A 14,650-nucleotide genomic window follows, 5' to 3' on the forward strand; every position below is an offset into this window, starting at 1 on the left:
CGGCAGCGGCGGCCGAGGCCGAGCGTGCCGCCAAGGAAGCCGAGAAGGCCGCGCAGGAAAAGGCCGCCCGCGACGCGGAAAAGGCCGCCAAGGCGGCAAGCGAGGCGGCAGCGAAGGCGGCCGAGGAACTCGCCCGCCAGCAGGAAAAGGCCGCCCAGGACGCACAAAAGGCCGCCGAACAGGCGCTCAAGGAAGCGCAAAAGGCACCCGACGGCCCGGCCAAATACCAGCCCAAGACGCTGGAGGACATGCTCAAGCTGCTGGACGAGTTGCTGAAATCGAAGAAGCCGTGATCCCGGCTCCTCACCCCGGCCCGGCGCGAGGAGCCGGCGGGTGAGGCGGCTTTCCGGCCCCGGCGCCCGCAATCAGCGCGGCGCCAGTTCGATCCGGTCGGCGTCGCGGCGCGTGACGCGGGCGATGCGATAGGCCTCCAGCGCGGCGACCAGCGCGTCGGTGCCGCCCTGCGTCTTGAGCGATCCGCTATAAAGATGCGCGGCTAGCCCCGGATCGGCGATGACGATGCGGCGCCGGTCGTAGCGTTGCAGTTGCGCGACGACATCGCGCAGCGGCGTGGCGGCGAAGGTCAGTCGCCCGCTTTGCCATTCGGCGGCACCCTCCGCGCCGCGATCGTCCAACGTCGGCCGTCCGCCAGCGGTGGACAGGACCTGGCCGGGGATCATCATGCGCGATCCGGCCGGGGTGTCGACGCGCACGCGCCCTTCGGTCAGCGCGACGGTGACGTCGGGGCCGCGCCGCTCGACCGTGAAATGCGTGCCCAGCGCGGTCACCGATGCGGCGCCCGCCGTCACGACAAACGGGTGCGCGGCATCCTTCGCCACCGCGAAACCGGCCCGCCCCGATCGCAGGACGATGCGCCGTTGGGTGCCCATCGGTGCGACGTCGATCGCCGATCCGGCATCCAGCGTGACGACGCTGCCGTCGGTCAGCGTGACCCGGCGGATCGCGTCGATGGCGGCATAATGACGCGGCGTAGGGGCAGCGGCGGTCGTGGTAGCCTCGTCACGCTCGACGATCGCGAACGTGCCGACACCCACAGTGATGAGCAGCGCGGCGGCGATCGCGCTGCGGCGCCAGTGGCGCACCGGCGCCGCATCCCCCAGCGCATCGGCGCGCAGCGCCGCGATCGCCGGATCGTCGCGGATCTGGTCCAGCGCCGCGTCCGTGTCATGGACGTCGCGCCAGGCCAGCGCGTTGGCGGCATCGTCGCGCATCCAGCGATCCAGCGCTTCGGTATCCTCGGATCGGGCATCGTCGGCATGCAGGCGCGCATACCAGGCCGCTGCGCGCGCGGCCGGATCGTCCGTCGTCACCCTATCGCTCCAGCGTCGCCGCAAGGAGCCGTATCGCCTTCATGATATGCTTTTCCACCGCGCTTACCGATATTCCCATATGCCGGGCGATTGCCGCGTAGTTCATCTCCTCGAAGCGGTGAAGCACGAATGCCTGCCGGGTACGCTCCGGCAGGTCGCCCACCGCCGCGACGAGCCGCGACCATTGTTCCCTGCCCAGCATGACGCGCTCGGGCGAGCGTACCTCAACCGGATGGTCGCTTTCTTCCATCGTGACGTGGCGCGAGCGCTGGCGTACCGCGTCGCGGCGCGCGCGATCGGCCAGCACGCTTTGCGCGACCTGGAAGACATAGCCTTCGGGATTCAGGATGTCGCCCTGCGGCCCACGCGTATGCATCCGCAGCGCAACGTCCTGAAGCAGATCGTCGACATCGTCCGCAGGTGCCCGCTTCATCAGGAAACGCCGCACGGCCGGAAGGAGCGGCGCGAATATCTCGCCACCCTCCGTCGCGGTCACCGCCGGCGCCTGCGCGATCAGCACCATCGTCTTCCCCCTTCGGCGCGGGCCACGACCCGCCGCCATCCCCGAAACATGCTTGCGGTTTGCCGCTTCGACGTCCCCTCCCGACGTCCTGCTTGTGGGATACAGACGATCATGTTGTAACACGCGCGTCAAGAAGGCGATGGCAGCGGCGCGCGGCCGGTCGTCCGGCAGGTCGTACGAGCCGGAGGGGATGACGCAGGCACGGTGACGGGGTGACGGGGCTGATGACGCGCGGCAGGACGACAGCGACGATCGGCGCCGTGGCGGCGCGCGGGGTCGTGCTGACCGCGGCGATCGGCACCGCTGGCCTCTGGGCGGCGCCCACCACGGCGCAGCGCACGCCGCAGCGCCGCGTCGCCCATGATATCCCCGCCGGACCGCTCGACGTCGTGCTGCGCCGGCTGGCGGTCGAGACCGACGAGCAGATACTGGTCGACCCCGCCCTGGTAGAGGGGCGCCGCGCGCCGCCGCTGACGCGCGGTATGCCGGTAGCGGCGGCGCTGGACGCGGCGCTCGCCGGCCATCCGCTGGCGGCGCGGCGGGTCGGGCCGGGGGTGCTGGTGATCGAGCGCGTCGCGCCGCCGGACGCCGCAAGCTGGGCGACGGCGCCCGCCGATATCGTGGTCACGGCCGAGCGGCGCCCGACGCTGTTGAGCGGGGCTTCCCCGTCGCTCGCGGTGGTATCGGCCGTGACGCTGGAGGATACGCGCACGGTCGAACGCGGCGCGCTGGCGCGGCTGCTGCCGGCGCTGACCGCGACCAGCACCGGGCCATTGCAGCAACGCCTATCGGTGCGCGGCGTGATCGGCACAGGGGAGGGGACGGTCGGCGTCTACTACGGCGAGGTGCCGGTGACCGCGCCGTCGGGGACCGGATTCGACCCCGGCGCGATGACCCCGGACGTCGATTTGATTGACGTCGAGCGGATCGAGTTGTTGAAGGGGCCGCAGGGCACGCTGTACGGCGCGTCGTCGCTGGGCGGCACGCTGCGCACGCTGTTCCGCCAGGCCGACGCCGGCGCGTTCGCGGCCGATGGCGCGGTGGAACTGAGCGCGACGCGCGGCGGCGGGCCGGGGGCGGCGCTGTCGGCGATGGTCAACGTGCCACTCGTCGCCGACCGGCTTGCAGTGCGCGTGGTGGCGGGCCGGCGGCGCATCGGCGGGGTGACCGACAATGTCCCGCTGGGCTATCGCGACGGCGACGAGGTGACGCGCGAGAGCGAACGGATCGGCGTGTCGTGGACACCCGATCCGCGATGGCGGGTGGACGCGATCATGCTGGAACAGCGCAACCGCATCGACGATGCCGTCACGTGGCGGTGGGAGGCAGGGCCGCAGCGCAGCGACGCGCCCGTCCGTCTGCCGAACAGCGACCGGTTGCGGCTGGCGAGTGCGACGGTGCGCTGGGCGCCGGGGGCAATGCGGGTCACCGCGACGGGGTCGCATTATGCGTGGCGTACGCTGCGGCAGATCAATTTCACGAGCGTGATGGCCGCGCAGCGCGACAATGCCGCGGCGTGCGAACGCTATGCCGGGTCGATCGGCGGAGCGGGTTGCGACCTGGCGGCGTATCGCGGCTGGCTGGACACGAGGTTGCCGGCGATATTGTTCCAGCCGATGACGATGCGCAGCAGCAGCGCGGAGGCGCGGGTGTCCGATGACGGCAACGGGGTGTGGCGCTGGACGCTGGGCGCCTTTGCCGAGCATCGGGTCGATGGGGTGTCCAGCCATGCCGTGCGCGCCGATGCCGTCACCGGACGGGTGATATGGCCACTGGACGTGACCGGATTGCGGCTGATCGACACGCGGCTGGACCAGCAGGCGCTGTACGGCGAGGTCACGCGCCAGCTGCCGGGGAGACTGTCGGCGACGCTGGGGATCCGCGGTTATCGGTATGTGCGTGCAGCCGGGGGATCGGTTCCGCTGCCCAATATCGCCACAGGAACGGGAAATGGCGCCAGTGCGCGCTACCGGACGGTGGCGACGGGAAGCAACCTGAAGGCGGCATTGGCGTGGCGCGGCGCGGGCGGCGCGGTCGTCCAGCTGAGTGCGGCGGAGGGTTTTCGCCCCGGTGGCGTCAATATCACCCCGGAACTGAGCGAGTCGGAGCGCGTCTATCGCGCCGATCGGCTGTGGAATTACGAGCTGGGGATGCGGGTGCCGGTGGCAGGACCGGCGGTGGGGATCGAGTCGGCGCTGTTCCACATCGACTGGCGGGACACCATTTTCGTCGCCGCGAGCGCCAATGGCGCGTTTCTGTACAACACCAACCTGGGCGGCGCGCGGATTGACGGCGCGGAGGCGCGCGTGACGGCCACGCGCGGGGCGTTACGGCTGGCGGCGGGGGCGACGTGGCTGGACGCCCGGCTGTCGCGCGATACGCCCGCGGCCAATGGCGACGGCGCCGGGCTGCGCGGCGATCCGCTGCCCAACGTGCCGGCGCTGACCTGGGTCGCCAGCGGGGACGTGCGCCGGCGCGTCGGCGGCGGGACGCTGACGCTGGGCGGGGTGGCATCGGGCAACGGCGGCTTTGCCACCACCTTTTCCGCGCAGGCCGCCTTTCGCGAATACACTCCCGCGCGGATGCTGGCCGACGTCTATGCCCTGTACCGGCGCGGCGGGTGGAGCGCGCGGTTGGGAATCGACAATGTCGCGGACGCCGTCGCGCCGGCGCGGGTCGTGTCGAGCGCGTTCGGCGTGCGGCAGGTCTATTCCGCGCGCCCGCGCACCGTCACCCTGACGCTGGCTCGGGAATATTGACCGGCGCGGCGCCCGGGACCGGCGCGAGGCGGGGCGCGGGCAGCGCGGCATAGGCCGACGCGGGCGCGTCGAAGGGAAAGCCCGCCGCGGCGACGCGGGTCAGCAGCAGCGTCAGCGTCGCGTGGCGCCCTTCGCCCGCCGCCGCGGAACCGATCATCGCCAGCCAGGCGGGCGATATCACCATCCCCTGACGCAGCCGCAGCAACGGCCCGCCGGGGCCGGCAAGCCCGGCGGCGCGACGGCGGGCAGTGGCATGGCCGATGCCGAGCGCGCGTGCGACCGTCGCGACGCGGACGGCGTGCGCACCGTCGAACGCCGCCGGTCCGCCATCCGCCGCGCGGGGACCGGCGCCGTCAGCAGCCCCGGCCCATCCGCGCGCATTGGCCTCCATCACCGCCGCGACGATCGCCAGATCGACCACATCGGGGACGAACGGGCGATGGCAGTCGACGATCGCCAGCATCAGGTCGATCGCGAGCCGCGCGCCATCGTCGCGCCGGAACGGGCGCCGGGCCACGCCCGCCGGATGCCGGGCCGGCGCGGGGAAGGCGCCGGACGCTACGCCACCGGCCATGAACGCGACGAAGATGTTGTTGAGCTGCGACAGGCTGCGATCGACGACCGGGTCGGCCCGGGGCCCGGGGGCGATCGCGATGCCGTGGCGCGTGCGCTGGCACAGCCCGGCCGCGACCAGCGCCGCGACATGCCGGCGCACGGTTTCGAACGGCCGGCCCAGCGCGAAGGCGGCCGAGTGGATCGAGATCGCACCCTCGCGTGCCGGGCGGGACAACGCGACCCCCCACAGCATCCCATAGATCACGCCGCGATCGATATCCCCATCGAACCGCCGCGCCGCCAGCGCGGCCACGCGGGCGTAGAATTCGGCGACCAGGCCCGTGATCGGCGGAATCGGCATGGCGACGGGAGCGGCGCGATCTTCCGGCAGTGGGGAAGCCTGGCCAAACCGTGGCACCGGTCACCTCGCGGGTTGCCGACGGGTCCGCCGGACGGGAATGCCATCGCTTACTATAACGCAAGTGATTGTAACAGCGGGTGTTAACCCAAGTCGACGGGCGTTCGCCGCCGGGAACTGAACGCGGAGTGAACCGTTTTCACATCAGCAAGAAAGAAGATCGAGGAGAGAGGAAAAGGCGATGACGACCCAGCCCGCCATGTCGCCGATGCCGGCGCGCTTTCAGGAGGTTACGCCGCCGCCGATGCTGGGCATCGTCTACGGCCTGATCTTGTCGGTGATCTTCTGGGGTTCGGTGGCGGCGATCCTCTTCAGCTGAATACCATCGCGGAGCGGCGCGATCACTAGCGCAGTGCGACGTTCCATTCATCGAGCCGGAACGATCCGTTGCCGCGGATCGGTTCCACGCCGACGGCCATCCCGTTGATCCATTCGGCGCCGTTGACCTGCCGGAGCCGGCTAAGCCGGGCGAGCAGGCTGCCATAGTCGATGGTGCCCGAAATGAGGTCCTTCCCGTCGGCGCGCATCAGCATCACGTAGTTGCCCTGGCGCGCGATCGCCCATTCGACGCCGGCGCCGTCCGTCCAGCTGCCCAATTGCCTGCCTTTGCGATGGAAGTCGCGCGCCGTGTCGCCCGGGTGGAGCAGGATCCCGATTTCCAGCGCCTTGGCCGCGGCATCGCCCGGCGTGCGCGTAAGGTAGAACTCCTGCAACACGGTGACGTCGCCCGGTCGACCGCCCAGCAGTGTCCAGCGCACAACCGAGATGAACCGCGCAAGCCGGGCGACCTGCACCGGCGCGACGCGACGGTCAGGCTGCCCGCTGTCGTAATTGCCGTAGCTGGTGGCCAGATAGCCGTAGACGCCGGGATTGCCGCGCCGGCGCCACGATTCAATCGCAGGCACGATCCAGTCGATCCGCGTGGCGGAGGGGAAGCGCGCCGGATCGAAGGTGGCGCGCGACCAATATCGGTTGCCCGCGCCGCCCGCGCGCCGCGGATCGTCGGTGTCGCGCAGCGACGGATCGAAATGGCGCGCCCACATGCCGTTGTAGTGCGAATAGGCCGAGCCGGCCGGAATATAATTCTGGTCGCTGCCGCGCACCACCGCCGGACCGCCCGCCGCCATCGCCGCTGATGCCGCCCCTGCCACCGCGACGGCGAGGGAGAGCAGGCGGATCGGCACAGTGCGCATGGCGACGAGCATCCGCGATTCGCCCCAGCGAGGCAAGCGCGACCCGGCAAGCCATTGGCGCCGATCGGTAGGAGCGGCTTAACCCGTGGGGTGTAGCGCGCTGCACATGGACATTCCGGCCAGCTATCATGCCGTCATCGATTCGTTCGTCGCGCTGTTCGGCGCCAGCCATGCGACGATGCACGTGCATGTCGGGCTGGCGCTGTATCTGGCGGTACAGCTGCTGGTGCGCACGCGGCGCGGGTCGATGACCGCGCTGCATGTCGTGGCGGCGGCCGAGCTGATCAACGAGTGTATGGACCGCGCCTATGCCGGATCGTGGAACTGGCCGGACACGCTGTCGGACGTGGTGCTGACATTGATGTGGCCGGTCGCGATCACGCTGGTCAGCCAGATCCGCCGCGCGGCATGGGAGCGCCGTTATCTGCGACAGGCGCGGGCGCTGGCGGCGATGCGACGCCCGATGCCGGTCCCGGCGGGGGCACGTTTCGGCGCGCGACAGGATCGCTAGCGTAACGACAATCTGCCGCGCGACGGTGAAAAAACCTCCTTGGTTAACCGGCTCTTAGCGGTTCCGCGGCCAGGGTCGGCGCATCCAATCGGGAATGGTTCGATGACGCTGAAGGCCCTGTTTCTTCACACCTCCGCGGCTGCGACCGTGATGGCGCTGTCCGGCTGCGGCGGCGGCGGGGGTGGCGGTGTCAACAGCACCCCGGCGCCGGTTCCGGCGCCTGCACCGGCCCCGGCACCGACGCCCGCGCCGTCGTCCCCGACTCCGTCGCCGTCGCCTTCCGCGTCGACTCCGGCGCCGACGCCTGCGCCCGCTCCGGCGCCGACGCCGACGCCCACGCCCGCTCCGGCGCCGACCCCTGCGCCTACACCGGCTCCTACGCCCGCACCGACACCAGCGCCGACGCCCGCGCCGACACCGGCTCCTACGCCCGCACCGACACCAGCGCCGACGCCCGCGCCGACACCCGCTCCGACGCCGGCTCCGACACCTGCGCCCACGCCCGCGCCGACACCGGCACCGACACCGGCACCGACCCCGGCGCCGACACCCGCTCCGACCCCCGCGCCTACGCCGGCTCCGACACCGGCGCCGAGCCCGGCACCTACGCCCGCTCCGACACCGGCGCCTTCGCCGACGAACTACGACACCAGCGAATATCGCGCGACGATTGGCGCGGTGTCGATGAATGCGCTGGCGGCCTATAATGCCGGGGCAAGCGGCCGGAACGTCGGGATCGCGATCATCGACAGCGGCATCGACCTCAACAGCGCGGAGTTCGAGAACCGCGTCTCCGCCGCCTCTCAGGACGTGGCCGGCAATGCCAGCATCCAGGACGTCGACGGGCATGGCACCGCGGTGGCGTTCACCGCAGCCGGGCGGCGCAACGGCGTCGGGACGCAGGGTGTCGCCTTTGCCGCGACGCTGATGATCTATCGCGCCGACGCGCCGGGGACGTGCGGCTCCGCCGACGGCTGCATGTTCAGCACCGATGCGATCGCCACCGCGCTGGACGCCGCGCGGGTGGCGGGGGCCAAGGTGGTCAACATCTCGCTGGGGGGCACGTCGCTGCCCTCCACCGTCGTCGACGCGATCGGCCGCGCGACCGCCGCCGGGATGGTCGTGGTGGTCGCGGCGGGCAATGACGGCGCGGCCGATCCCGATGCCTTCGCGCAGGTGGCCAATGACGCCGCGGCGCGCGGGCAGGTGATCGTCGCCGGATCGATCGACGCCAGCGGGACGCTGGCCACCAGCAGCAACCGCGCGGGCAATACCGCGGCGCATTACCTGGCGGCGGTGGGCGAGCAGGTGCGCGCGCCCAACCACAGCGGCACCGCCTATCTGTGGTCGGGCACGTCCTTCGCCGCGCCGCAGGTCGCCGCGGCGGCGGCGCTGCTGGCGCAGGCGTTCCCGAACCTGACCGGCGCGCAGATCGTCGACCTGCTGCTGACCACCGCGCGCGATGCAGGGGCGACCGGCACCGACGCGCAATATGGTCGCGGCATCCTGGACCTGACGCGCGCGTTCCAGCCGGTCGGCACGCTGACCGTGGCGGGCACGACGCGCACCGTCGCGGCGGTCGACGGGGCGGTCGTGCTGTCCTCCGCGATGGGCGATGCGCGCGGTGGCACGCTGGGCGCCGTGGTGCTCGACGGGTTCGACCGCGCCTATGCGATGACGCTGGCGAGCGGGATCGCGCGGCAGGCGGTGTCGCGCCCGCTGAACGGGTTGACCGCCGCGCCGTCGCGGCAGGTGGCGATGCAGGCGGGCGACATGGCGGTGGCGCTGACCATCGCCGCGCGCCCCAACGGCACGGTCGGGCTGAACGCCTTCCGCCTGGGATTGAGCGAGGCGCGCCGCGCGCAGGCGGTCGCCGGCAGCGTCGCGCAGCGGCTGGGGCGCACAACGCAATTCGCGCTCGGCTTCGCCGAGGATGCCGGCACGCTGTCGCTGCGCCTGGCGGGGCAGGCGATGCCCGCCTTCCTGGTCGGCGACGGGCTGAACCGCTTCGGGTTCGAGGCGGACCGGATCGTCAGCAGCGGGCTGCGCCAGGAATGGGCCGGGTTCGGCGTGACCGCAGCGGTGGAGCAGGGCGATGCGCTGTACCGCCGCGCCGACGCGCCGGCGGCGCTGCGGCGGTGGAGCCGCTCGGGATACTCCACTGGAACCGTCGCGCTCGACCGGCGCTGGGGCGGGCTGTTCGCGCGCATCGCGGCGACCCGGCTGGACGAGGCGGACAGCGCGCTGGGCACGCGCTTCCCGACGAACCTGGGCGCAACGCGCGCGACCAGCTGGTTCGTCGACGGCAACCTGCGGCTCGATGCGGGCGGCGGCTGGTCGCTGGGCGGTGCGTGGCGGCAGGGATGGACGCGGATCGGCTTTGCCGGGGCGCAGGGCGGGGGCGGCGACCTCGTCAGCCGCGCCTTCGCGGCGGACATCGGCAAGGACGGCGTGCTGGGGCAGGACAGCCTGGGCATCCGCATCGTCCGGCCGCTGCGCGTGGCGAGCGGCAGCGTCGGGCTGCTGCTGCCGACGCAATGGGACTATGCCAGCGAACGCGTGTCGGGTTGGACGCCGCAGCGGATCGCGCTGGCGCCGACCGGCCGCGAGACCGACTGGGAGGGGCGCTATGCCTTTCGCTGGGGCGGGGCGTGGGTCAACGCCAACGCCTATCTGCGGCAGAACCCGGGCAATATCGCCGATGCGCGCGACGATTACGGCGTGGCGATCCGGTTCAGCCGGCCGTTCTGACCGTTATCCGGTGGCGATGATCTCGCGCTCCGTCCCCTCCAGGTAGAGCGCGGTGAGCCGCCCGGTGCGATAGGCGCCGGTGTCGATGCCGATGCGGTTGTCGCGCCATTCGACGTCGCTGGCGATGCTGTGCCCGTGAACGACGACCGCGCCGTGATCGCTGTCGTCGGACAGGAATTCGCGGCGGATCCACAGAAGGTCCTGTGCGCTCTGCCGCTTCAGCGGGACGCCGGGGCGCACCCCGGCGTGGCAGAAGAAATAGTCGCCCGACCGCGCGGTCAGCGGCAGCCCCGCCAGCCAGTGTCGGATCGGACGCGGCACCGCGGCGCGCAGCGCCGCGGCGACCGCTTCCTCGTCATACGGTTCGGCGGGCAGGGGGATGCCGTAGCTCGCCAGCGTTTCCGCACCGCCGCCGCCCAGCCACGCGGAAAGTACGCCGCGCTCCCCGGCCAGCGCGCGGATCATCATATCCTCATGATTGCCCTTCAGTACCACGAAGGCATCGTGCCGGCGCTGGAGCGAGTGGACATGGTCGAGCACTCCCGCGCTGTCCGGCCCGCGATCGACCAGATCGCCAAGCAGCACGACATGGATCGCCCGTGCCGGCGGCAGCCGCCCGGCGTGGTCGCCGATGCGATCGACGATCTCGGTCAGCAGATCAAGTCGCCCATGGACGTCGCCCACGACGTAGATGCGTTCGCCCGGTTCGGTCGACGGGCCGTTGGCGGAGCGGCGCCTGCGCGGAAACAGCATAGCGTGAACATCACCGTCCTGAGCAATGACGGGGCCGGTTTTCGGCGCGTTGCCGCAGCGCGTCAATGCAAAGGTTAACCCGTTGGAACCGTTAATCGTTCCGATTGTTCCGCGAGTCCTGAGGTGGGACAAGTAAGGAAAAGGCGCTGGTAAAATCGCCCATTTCGGGTAGGGGTACGAGCTTAAAGCGACAGAAAGGGGATTCTCGGTGGCGCTGACGTGGCGATCACTCTTTGTTTGTTGCGTGGCATTGCTGGTCAGTGCGTGCGCGTCCGGGATCGGACGCCCCGCTGGTCCGATGATCGAGACGGGCGACCGGTACGCCGTCAACGCGCTGGACAACGAGAATTACAAGCTGGGCTTTGGCGACAAGCTGCGCGTGACCGTGTTCAACGAGCCGACGCTGTCGGGCGAGTTCGCGGTTGCCTCCGACGGGACGATCTCGGTTCCGCTGGCCGGGACGATCCCGGCCGGCAACAAGGATGTCGGCGAGATCGCGACCGCGATCCAGAACAGGCTGGCCGACGGCTACCTGCGCGATCCGAAGGTCAGCGCCGAGGTGATCGCCTATCGCCCGTTCTTCATCCTGGGCGAGGTGAAGGCGCCGGGCCAATACCCCTATTCCAGCGGACTGACCGTGCTGAACGCGATCGCGACCGCGCAGGGCTTCACGCCGCGGTCGAACCGATCGGTGGCGATGATCCGCCGTGCGGGATCGACCGAGGAGCAGGCCTATCGCCTGACCCCGGAGCTGCGCGTGCTTCCCGGTGACACGATCCGCATCGGCGAGCGTTTCTTCTGATCCGGCACCGCCGGCCAAACCAGGTAAAGGGCGCGGCAGAACGCCCTCGTAAAAAGGGAGTAACGAGTATGGCCAAGGGTTTGACGAGGTTGATTGCGGGGCGCCGTATCGTGGCGATCGCCGCGGCCGTGGCGGTGATCGCGCCGGCGCTGGCCGCGCCGAAGCTGGTGCTGCCCCAGATCCAGGGCGAGGCGCCCGCGGAAGACCCGGCGGTGCTGTTGGCCGGTCAGATGCGCGCCGAACTGGCAAACGTGGCGCGCGACGCGTCGGTCGAGGATGTCGAGGCGTCGCTGGTCTTCGTCATCAGCCAGCGCGACTATCAGATGCCCGTCGTGTCGATGGCGCTGGAGCAGCTGCGCGGCGCCAAGGACCTGCCGGTCAACCTGGCGCAGGCGATCACCAACGTCCGCCTCGCGCTGCTGCGCAACAAGGCGCGTGGTACCGGTGCGATCAACAGCAACTTCATGACCGGCGGCGGCTCGATCACCGGCGGCGCGGTGTTCAGCCCCGTGTTCGGCCCGGGCGGCGGCGGCGGTGGCGGCAGCGACTATTCGTCCTGATCCGTCACGACCGGCGCGCACAGGCGGAGCCGGTCGTCGTCGACCACGGCGTACCCCCTCGCCACTGTCTCGCTCCAGTGCGGAAGAATAGCATGAACCTGTCCCGCTTCGCCTTGGCCGCTGCGGCGCTCGGCTCCAGCCTGTCGGCCACGCCGGTCTTCGCGCAGGCCGAATCGACCCTGCTCGAACCGGCGATCCCCGCCGGGTTCGACCGCGGCCGGAACACCAGCGTCACCGACCGCGCGCGTCCCGATTACGATCCGGTCGGCATCCCGGTCGGCGGGTTCAACCTGTTCCCGCGGCTCGACGTCGGCGTCGGCGTGACCGACAACGTCTTCTTCAACCCCGCGGAGAAGAAGACCGACGGCTTCACGACGATCGCGCCGCGGGTGCAGCTCAATTCCGACTGGAACCGCAACACGTTGCAGTTCCGCGGCGGCGCCAACCTGGAACGCTATTTCAACGAGACGCGGCGCAACCAGAACGCTTGGGACCTGGGTGCGCTGGGCCGGTACGAACTCGGCTCGTCGATGGCGGTGACTGCCGAGGCACAGCTGGCGCGCCTGTACGAGACGCCGTTCTCCGGCGCGATCTCGTCCGATATCGCGGTGCTGTCCAACTACCTGCGCAATTACCTGTCGCTGCGCGGCCAGTATCAGGCGGGGCAGAGCCGCCTGACGCTCGCGGTCGATCACACCGGTTTCGATTTCAGCGGCATCACGCTGGCATCGGGCGCAAAGCTGAGTCAGGAAGACCGCGATCGCACGATCGACCGCATCGTCGGCCAGGCCGAATATGCCTTCTCGCCCGCGATGGCGCTCTATGGGCAGCTGAGCTACGGCCAGATCAACTATTCGCGCAACCTGCTGAACGGCCAGCCCAACCGGGATTCGGATGCATGGCGGCTGATCGGCGGCGCGACGTTCGACCTGACGTCGCTGATCCGCGGGCAGCTGGGCATCGGCTATGTCTGGCGCAACTTCGACAGCCCGGTGTATCGCAACGTCTCCGGTCTGTCGGTGGAGGGCCGGGTCGAATATTTCCCGACCGAGCTGGCCACGATCACGCTGCAGGTCAGCCGACTGATCGAGGATTCGAGCATCGGCGCCAACAGCGCGTTCTTCAACAACCAGGTGTCGGCGCAGGTCGATTACGAGGTGCTGACGAACTTCATCCTGACCGGGCTGGGCCAGTATGCGCGGCAGGACTTCATCGATTCGCCGGTCAGCGCCGACATCTATCGCCTCGGCATCCAGGGGCGCTACCTGTCGTCGCGTCGCGTCAACCTGCGCGGCGGCATCACGTACGTGAAGCGGTCGTCGGCGGACATTGCGCTGGGCAGCGACACCAACGAGTTGCGCGGGCTGCTGACCCTCACTATCCAGCGCTAAGGGGAAGGCGGGCGTCCCCGCCATACCCGACATACGTTTATCTCGGAGACCGTCACCGGTATGGAAATCCTGCACGAAGCGGCCCCGCGGGGCGGCGCTGACGCTAGCGGCCTGCCCGGGCTTGTCACCCAGGTGCGCGACACGCTGCGGCGGCGCTGGCTGACGCTGGCGATCGTCACTGCGGCGATCTTCGCGCTGGGCGTGACGCTGGTGCTGATGATGACGCCGCAATATTCGGCAACCGCGCGGCTGCGCATCGACCCGGCGCGCAACCCGCTCGCCGCGGCCGACCGCAACCAGCAGGAGGCGCTGAATCCCGAGGCGATCGACACCGAGGTGACGGTGCTCAGCTCGCTCGACATGGCGCGGCAGGTGGTGCGCAAGCTGGACCTGACGCACAGCCCGCTGTTCGCCAAGGTGCTGGAGCGGACCGAAGGCCCGGCGTTGAGCTCGAGCGAGCGCGAGGATGCGGTCGCCAACGCGTTGCTTCAGAAGCTGTCGGTCGGGCGCGAGAAGCTGACCTACATCCTGAGCGTGCGCTACAGCGCCCCCGATGCGGTGATGTCGGCGCGGATCGCCAACGCCTTTGCCACGTCGTACATCCAGTCGAAGACCGGATCGCGCCAGGGCACCGCCGAGCGGCAGGCGGAATGGTTCCGCCAGCGGCTCGACGCACTGGGCCGCGAGGTCGCGGCGGCGGATGCGCGCGTCGCGCAATATCGCGCGCAGGCCGGCATCGTGCAGGGCGGCGGGCTGACCCAGGGGACGATCACCGATCAGCAGATCGCCCCGCTGTCCAACCAGCTGGCGACCGCGGAATCGGACGCGGCGGCGGCGCGCGCCAATTTGTCGGCGGCGCAATCGCAGGTGCGGCGCGGCGGCGCGGACGAAGTGAGCCAGGTGCTCGATTCGCCGGTCATCACCGACCTGCGCCGTCAGCGCGCCGAGGTGTTGCGCAGCATGGGCGAGGTGCAGGCGCGCTACGGCGAGCGCCACCCGGAAAGCATCCGCGTGCGCGACCAGCTGGCCGCGCTCGACGCGCAGCTGCGCGAGGAATCGAGTCGCGTCGTCAACTCGCTGCGCGCGACCGCCGCAGCGGCGCA

15 protein-coding genes are annotated in these 14,650 nt (G+C 70.5%); 9 read left to right on the forward strand and 6 right to left on the reverse strand.

Annotated features, from left to right (window positions below):
• Window positions 1-293 (forward strand): hypothetical protein (locus tag AX685_RS22535; protein ID WP_197418559.1); only part of this gene is annotated, 293 nt, incomplete at its 5' end.
• Window positions 294-365: 72 nt separating this feature from the next.
• Here AX685_RS22535 and AX685_RS10040 read toward each other — a convergent pair.
• Both AX685_RS10040 and AX685_RS10045 read right to left on the reverse strand, forming a co-directional pair.
• Window positions 366-1,331, reverse strand: coding sequence for a FecR family protein (locus AX685_RS10040; RefSeq protein ID WP_066488140.1), 966 nt, complete (start codon window positions 1,329-1,331; stop codon window positions 366-368).
• Window position 1,332: 1 nt separating this feature from the next.
• The gene (locus AX685_RS10045) at window positions 1,333-1,854 is read right to left on the reverse strand and encodes an RNA polymerase sigma factor (protein ID WP_066488142.1); all 522 of its coding nucleotides are present in this window, start codon (window positions 1,852-1,854) and stop codon (window positions 1,333-1,335) included.
• A gap of 212 nt (window positions 1,855-2,066) precedes the next feature.
• Here AX685_RS10045 and AX685_RS10050 point away from each other — a divergent pair, with 212 nt between their 5' ends.
• Window positions 2,067-4,613, forward strand: coding sequence for a TonB-dependent receptor (locus tag AX685_RS10050; RefSeq protein ID WP_066488147.1), 2,547 nt, complete (start codon window positions 2,067-2,069; stop codon window positions 4,611-4,613).
• Here AX685_RS10050 and AX685_RS10055 read toward each other — a convergent pair.
• Window positions 4,585-5,529, reverse strand: coding sequence for a hypothetical protein (locus AX685_RS10055; RefSeq protein WP_066488150.1), 945 nt, complete (start codon window positions 5,527-5,529; stop codon window positions 4,585-4,587). The two genes, AX685_RS10050 and AX685_RS10055, sit on opposite strands and share 29 nt — an antisense overlap.
• Window positions 5,530-5,767: 238 nt before the next feature.
• On the opposite strand from AX685_RS10055, the gene AX685_RS21590 reads away from it, so the two are divergent.
• A complete protein-coding gene (locus AX685_RS21590; RefSeq protein ID WP_156445755.1) occupies window positions 5,768-5,905 on the forward strand; it encodes a hypothetical protein in 138 nt (45 codons plus the stop codon).
• A 25-nt stretch (window positions 5,906-5,930) separates the two neighbouring features.
• Here AX685_RS21590 and AX685_RS10060 read toward each other — a convergent pair whose 3' ends face one another.
• Window positions 5,931-6,791, reverse strand: a complete 861-nt coding sequence (locus tag AX685_RS10060) for a hypothetical protein (protein ID WP_066488158.1) — start codon at window positions 6,789-6,791, stop codon at window positions 5,931-5,933.
• 94 nt (window positions 6,792-6,885) lie between these two features.
• Between AX685_RS10060 and AX685_RS10065 the strand changes: the two genes are divergently transcribed.
• The gene (locus AX685_RS10065) at window positions 6,886-7,290 is read left to right on the forward strand and encodes a hypothetical protein (protein ID WP_066488160.1); all 405 of its coding nucleotides are present in this window, start codon (window positions 6,886-6,888) and stop codon (window positions 7,288-7,290) included.
• A gap of 424 nt (window positions 7,291-7,714) precedes the next feature.
• Here the strand turns inward: AX685_RS10065 and AX685_RS23350 are convergent, their stop codons facing one another.
• Window positions 7,715-7,840 (reverse strand): hypothetical protein, encoded by a 126-nt coding sequence (locus AX685_RS23350; RefSeq protein WP_269450480.1) that lies wholly within the window; start codon window positions 7,838-7,840, stop codon window positions 7,715-7,717.
• 134 nt (window positions 7,841-7,974) lie between these two features.
• Between AX685_RS23350 and AX685_RS10075 the strand changes: the two genes are divergently transcribed.
• On the forward strand, window positions 7,975-10,041 hold the full coding sequence (locus AX685_RS10075) for a S8 family serine peptidase (protein WP_066488163.1): 2,067 nt from the start codon (window positions 7,975-7,977) through the stop codon (window positions 10,039-10,041).
• Between the two features lie 3 nt (window positions 10,042-10,044).
• Here the strand turns inward: AX685_RS10075 and AX685_RS10080 are convergent, their stop codons facing one another.
• Window positions 10,045-10,794, reverse strand: coding sequence for a metallophosphoesterase family protein (locus tag AX685_RS10080; RefSeq protein WP_066488165.1), 750 nt, complete (start codon window positions 10,792-10,794; stop codon window positions 10,045-10,047).
• 298 nt (window positions 10,795-11,092) lie between these two features.
• Between AX685_RS10080 and AX685_RS10085 the strand changes: the two genes are divergently transcribed.
• The 4 genes from AX685_RS10085 to AX685_RS10100 form a co-directional block, all read left to right on the forward strand.
• On the forward strand, window positions 11,093-11,596 hold the full coding sequence (locus tag AX685_RS10085; RefSeq protein WP_066488169.1) for a polysaccharide biosynthesis/export family protein: 504 nt from the start codon (window positions 11,093-11,095) through the stop codon (window positions 11,594-11,596).
• A 68-nt stretch (window positions 11,597-11,664) separates the two neighbouring features.
• Window positions 11,665-12,156: a hypothetical protein gene (locus AX685_RS10090; RefSeq protein ID WP_156445757.1), complete on the forward strand. Its 492-nt coding sequence runs from the start codon at window positions 11,665-11,667 to the stop codon at window positions 12,154-12,156.
• Window positions 12,157-12,248: 92 nt separating this feature from the next.
• Entirely contained in the window at window positions 12,249-13,547 is a 1,299-nt protein-coding gene (locus tag AX685_RS10095) for an outer membrane beta-barrel protein (protein WP_066488179.1), read from the forward strand.
• 132 nt (window positions 13,548-13,679) lie between these two features.
• A partial coding sequence (locus tag AX685_RS10100; protein WP_197418560.1) for a GumC family protein occupies window positions 13,680-14,650 on the forward strand: 971 nt, incomplete at its 3' end.

Source organism: Sphingomonas sp. CCH9-F2 (genome assembly GCF_001556735.1).
Lineage (GTDB): Bacteria > Pseudomonadota > Alphaproteobacteria > Sphingomonadales > Sphingomonadaceae > Sphingomonas > Sphingomonas ginsenosidimutans.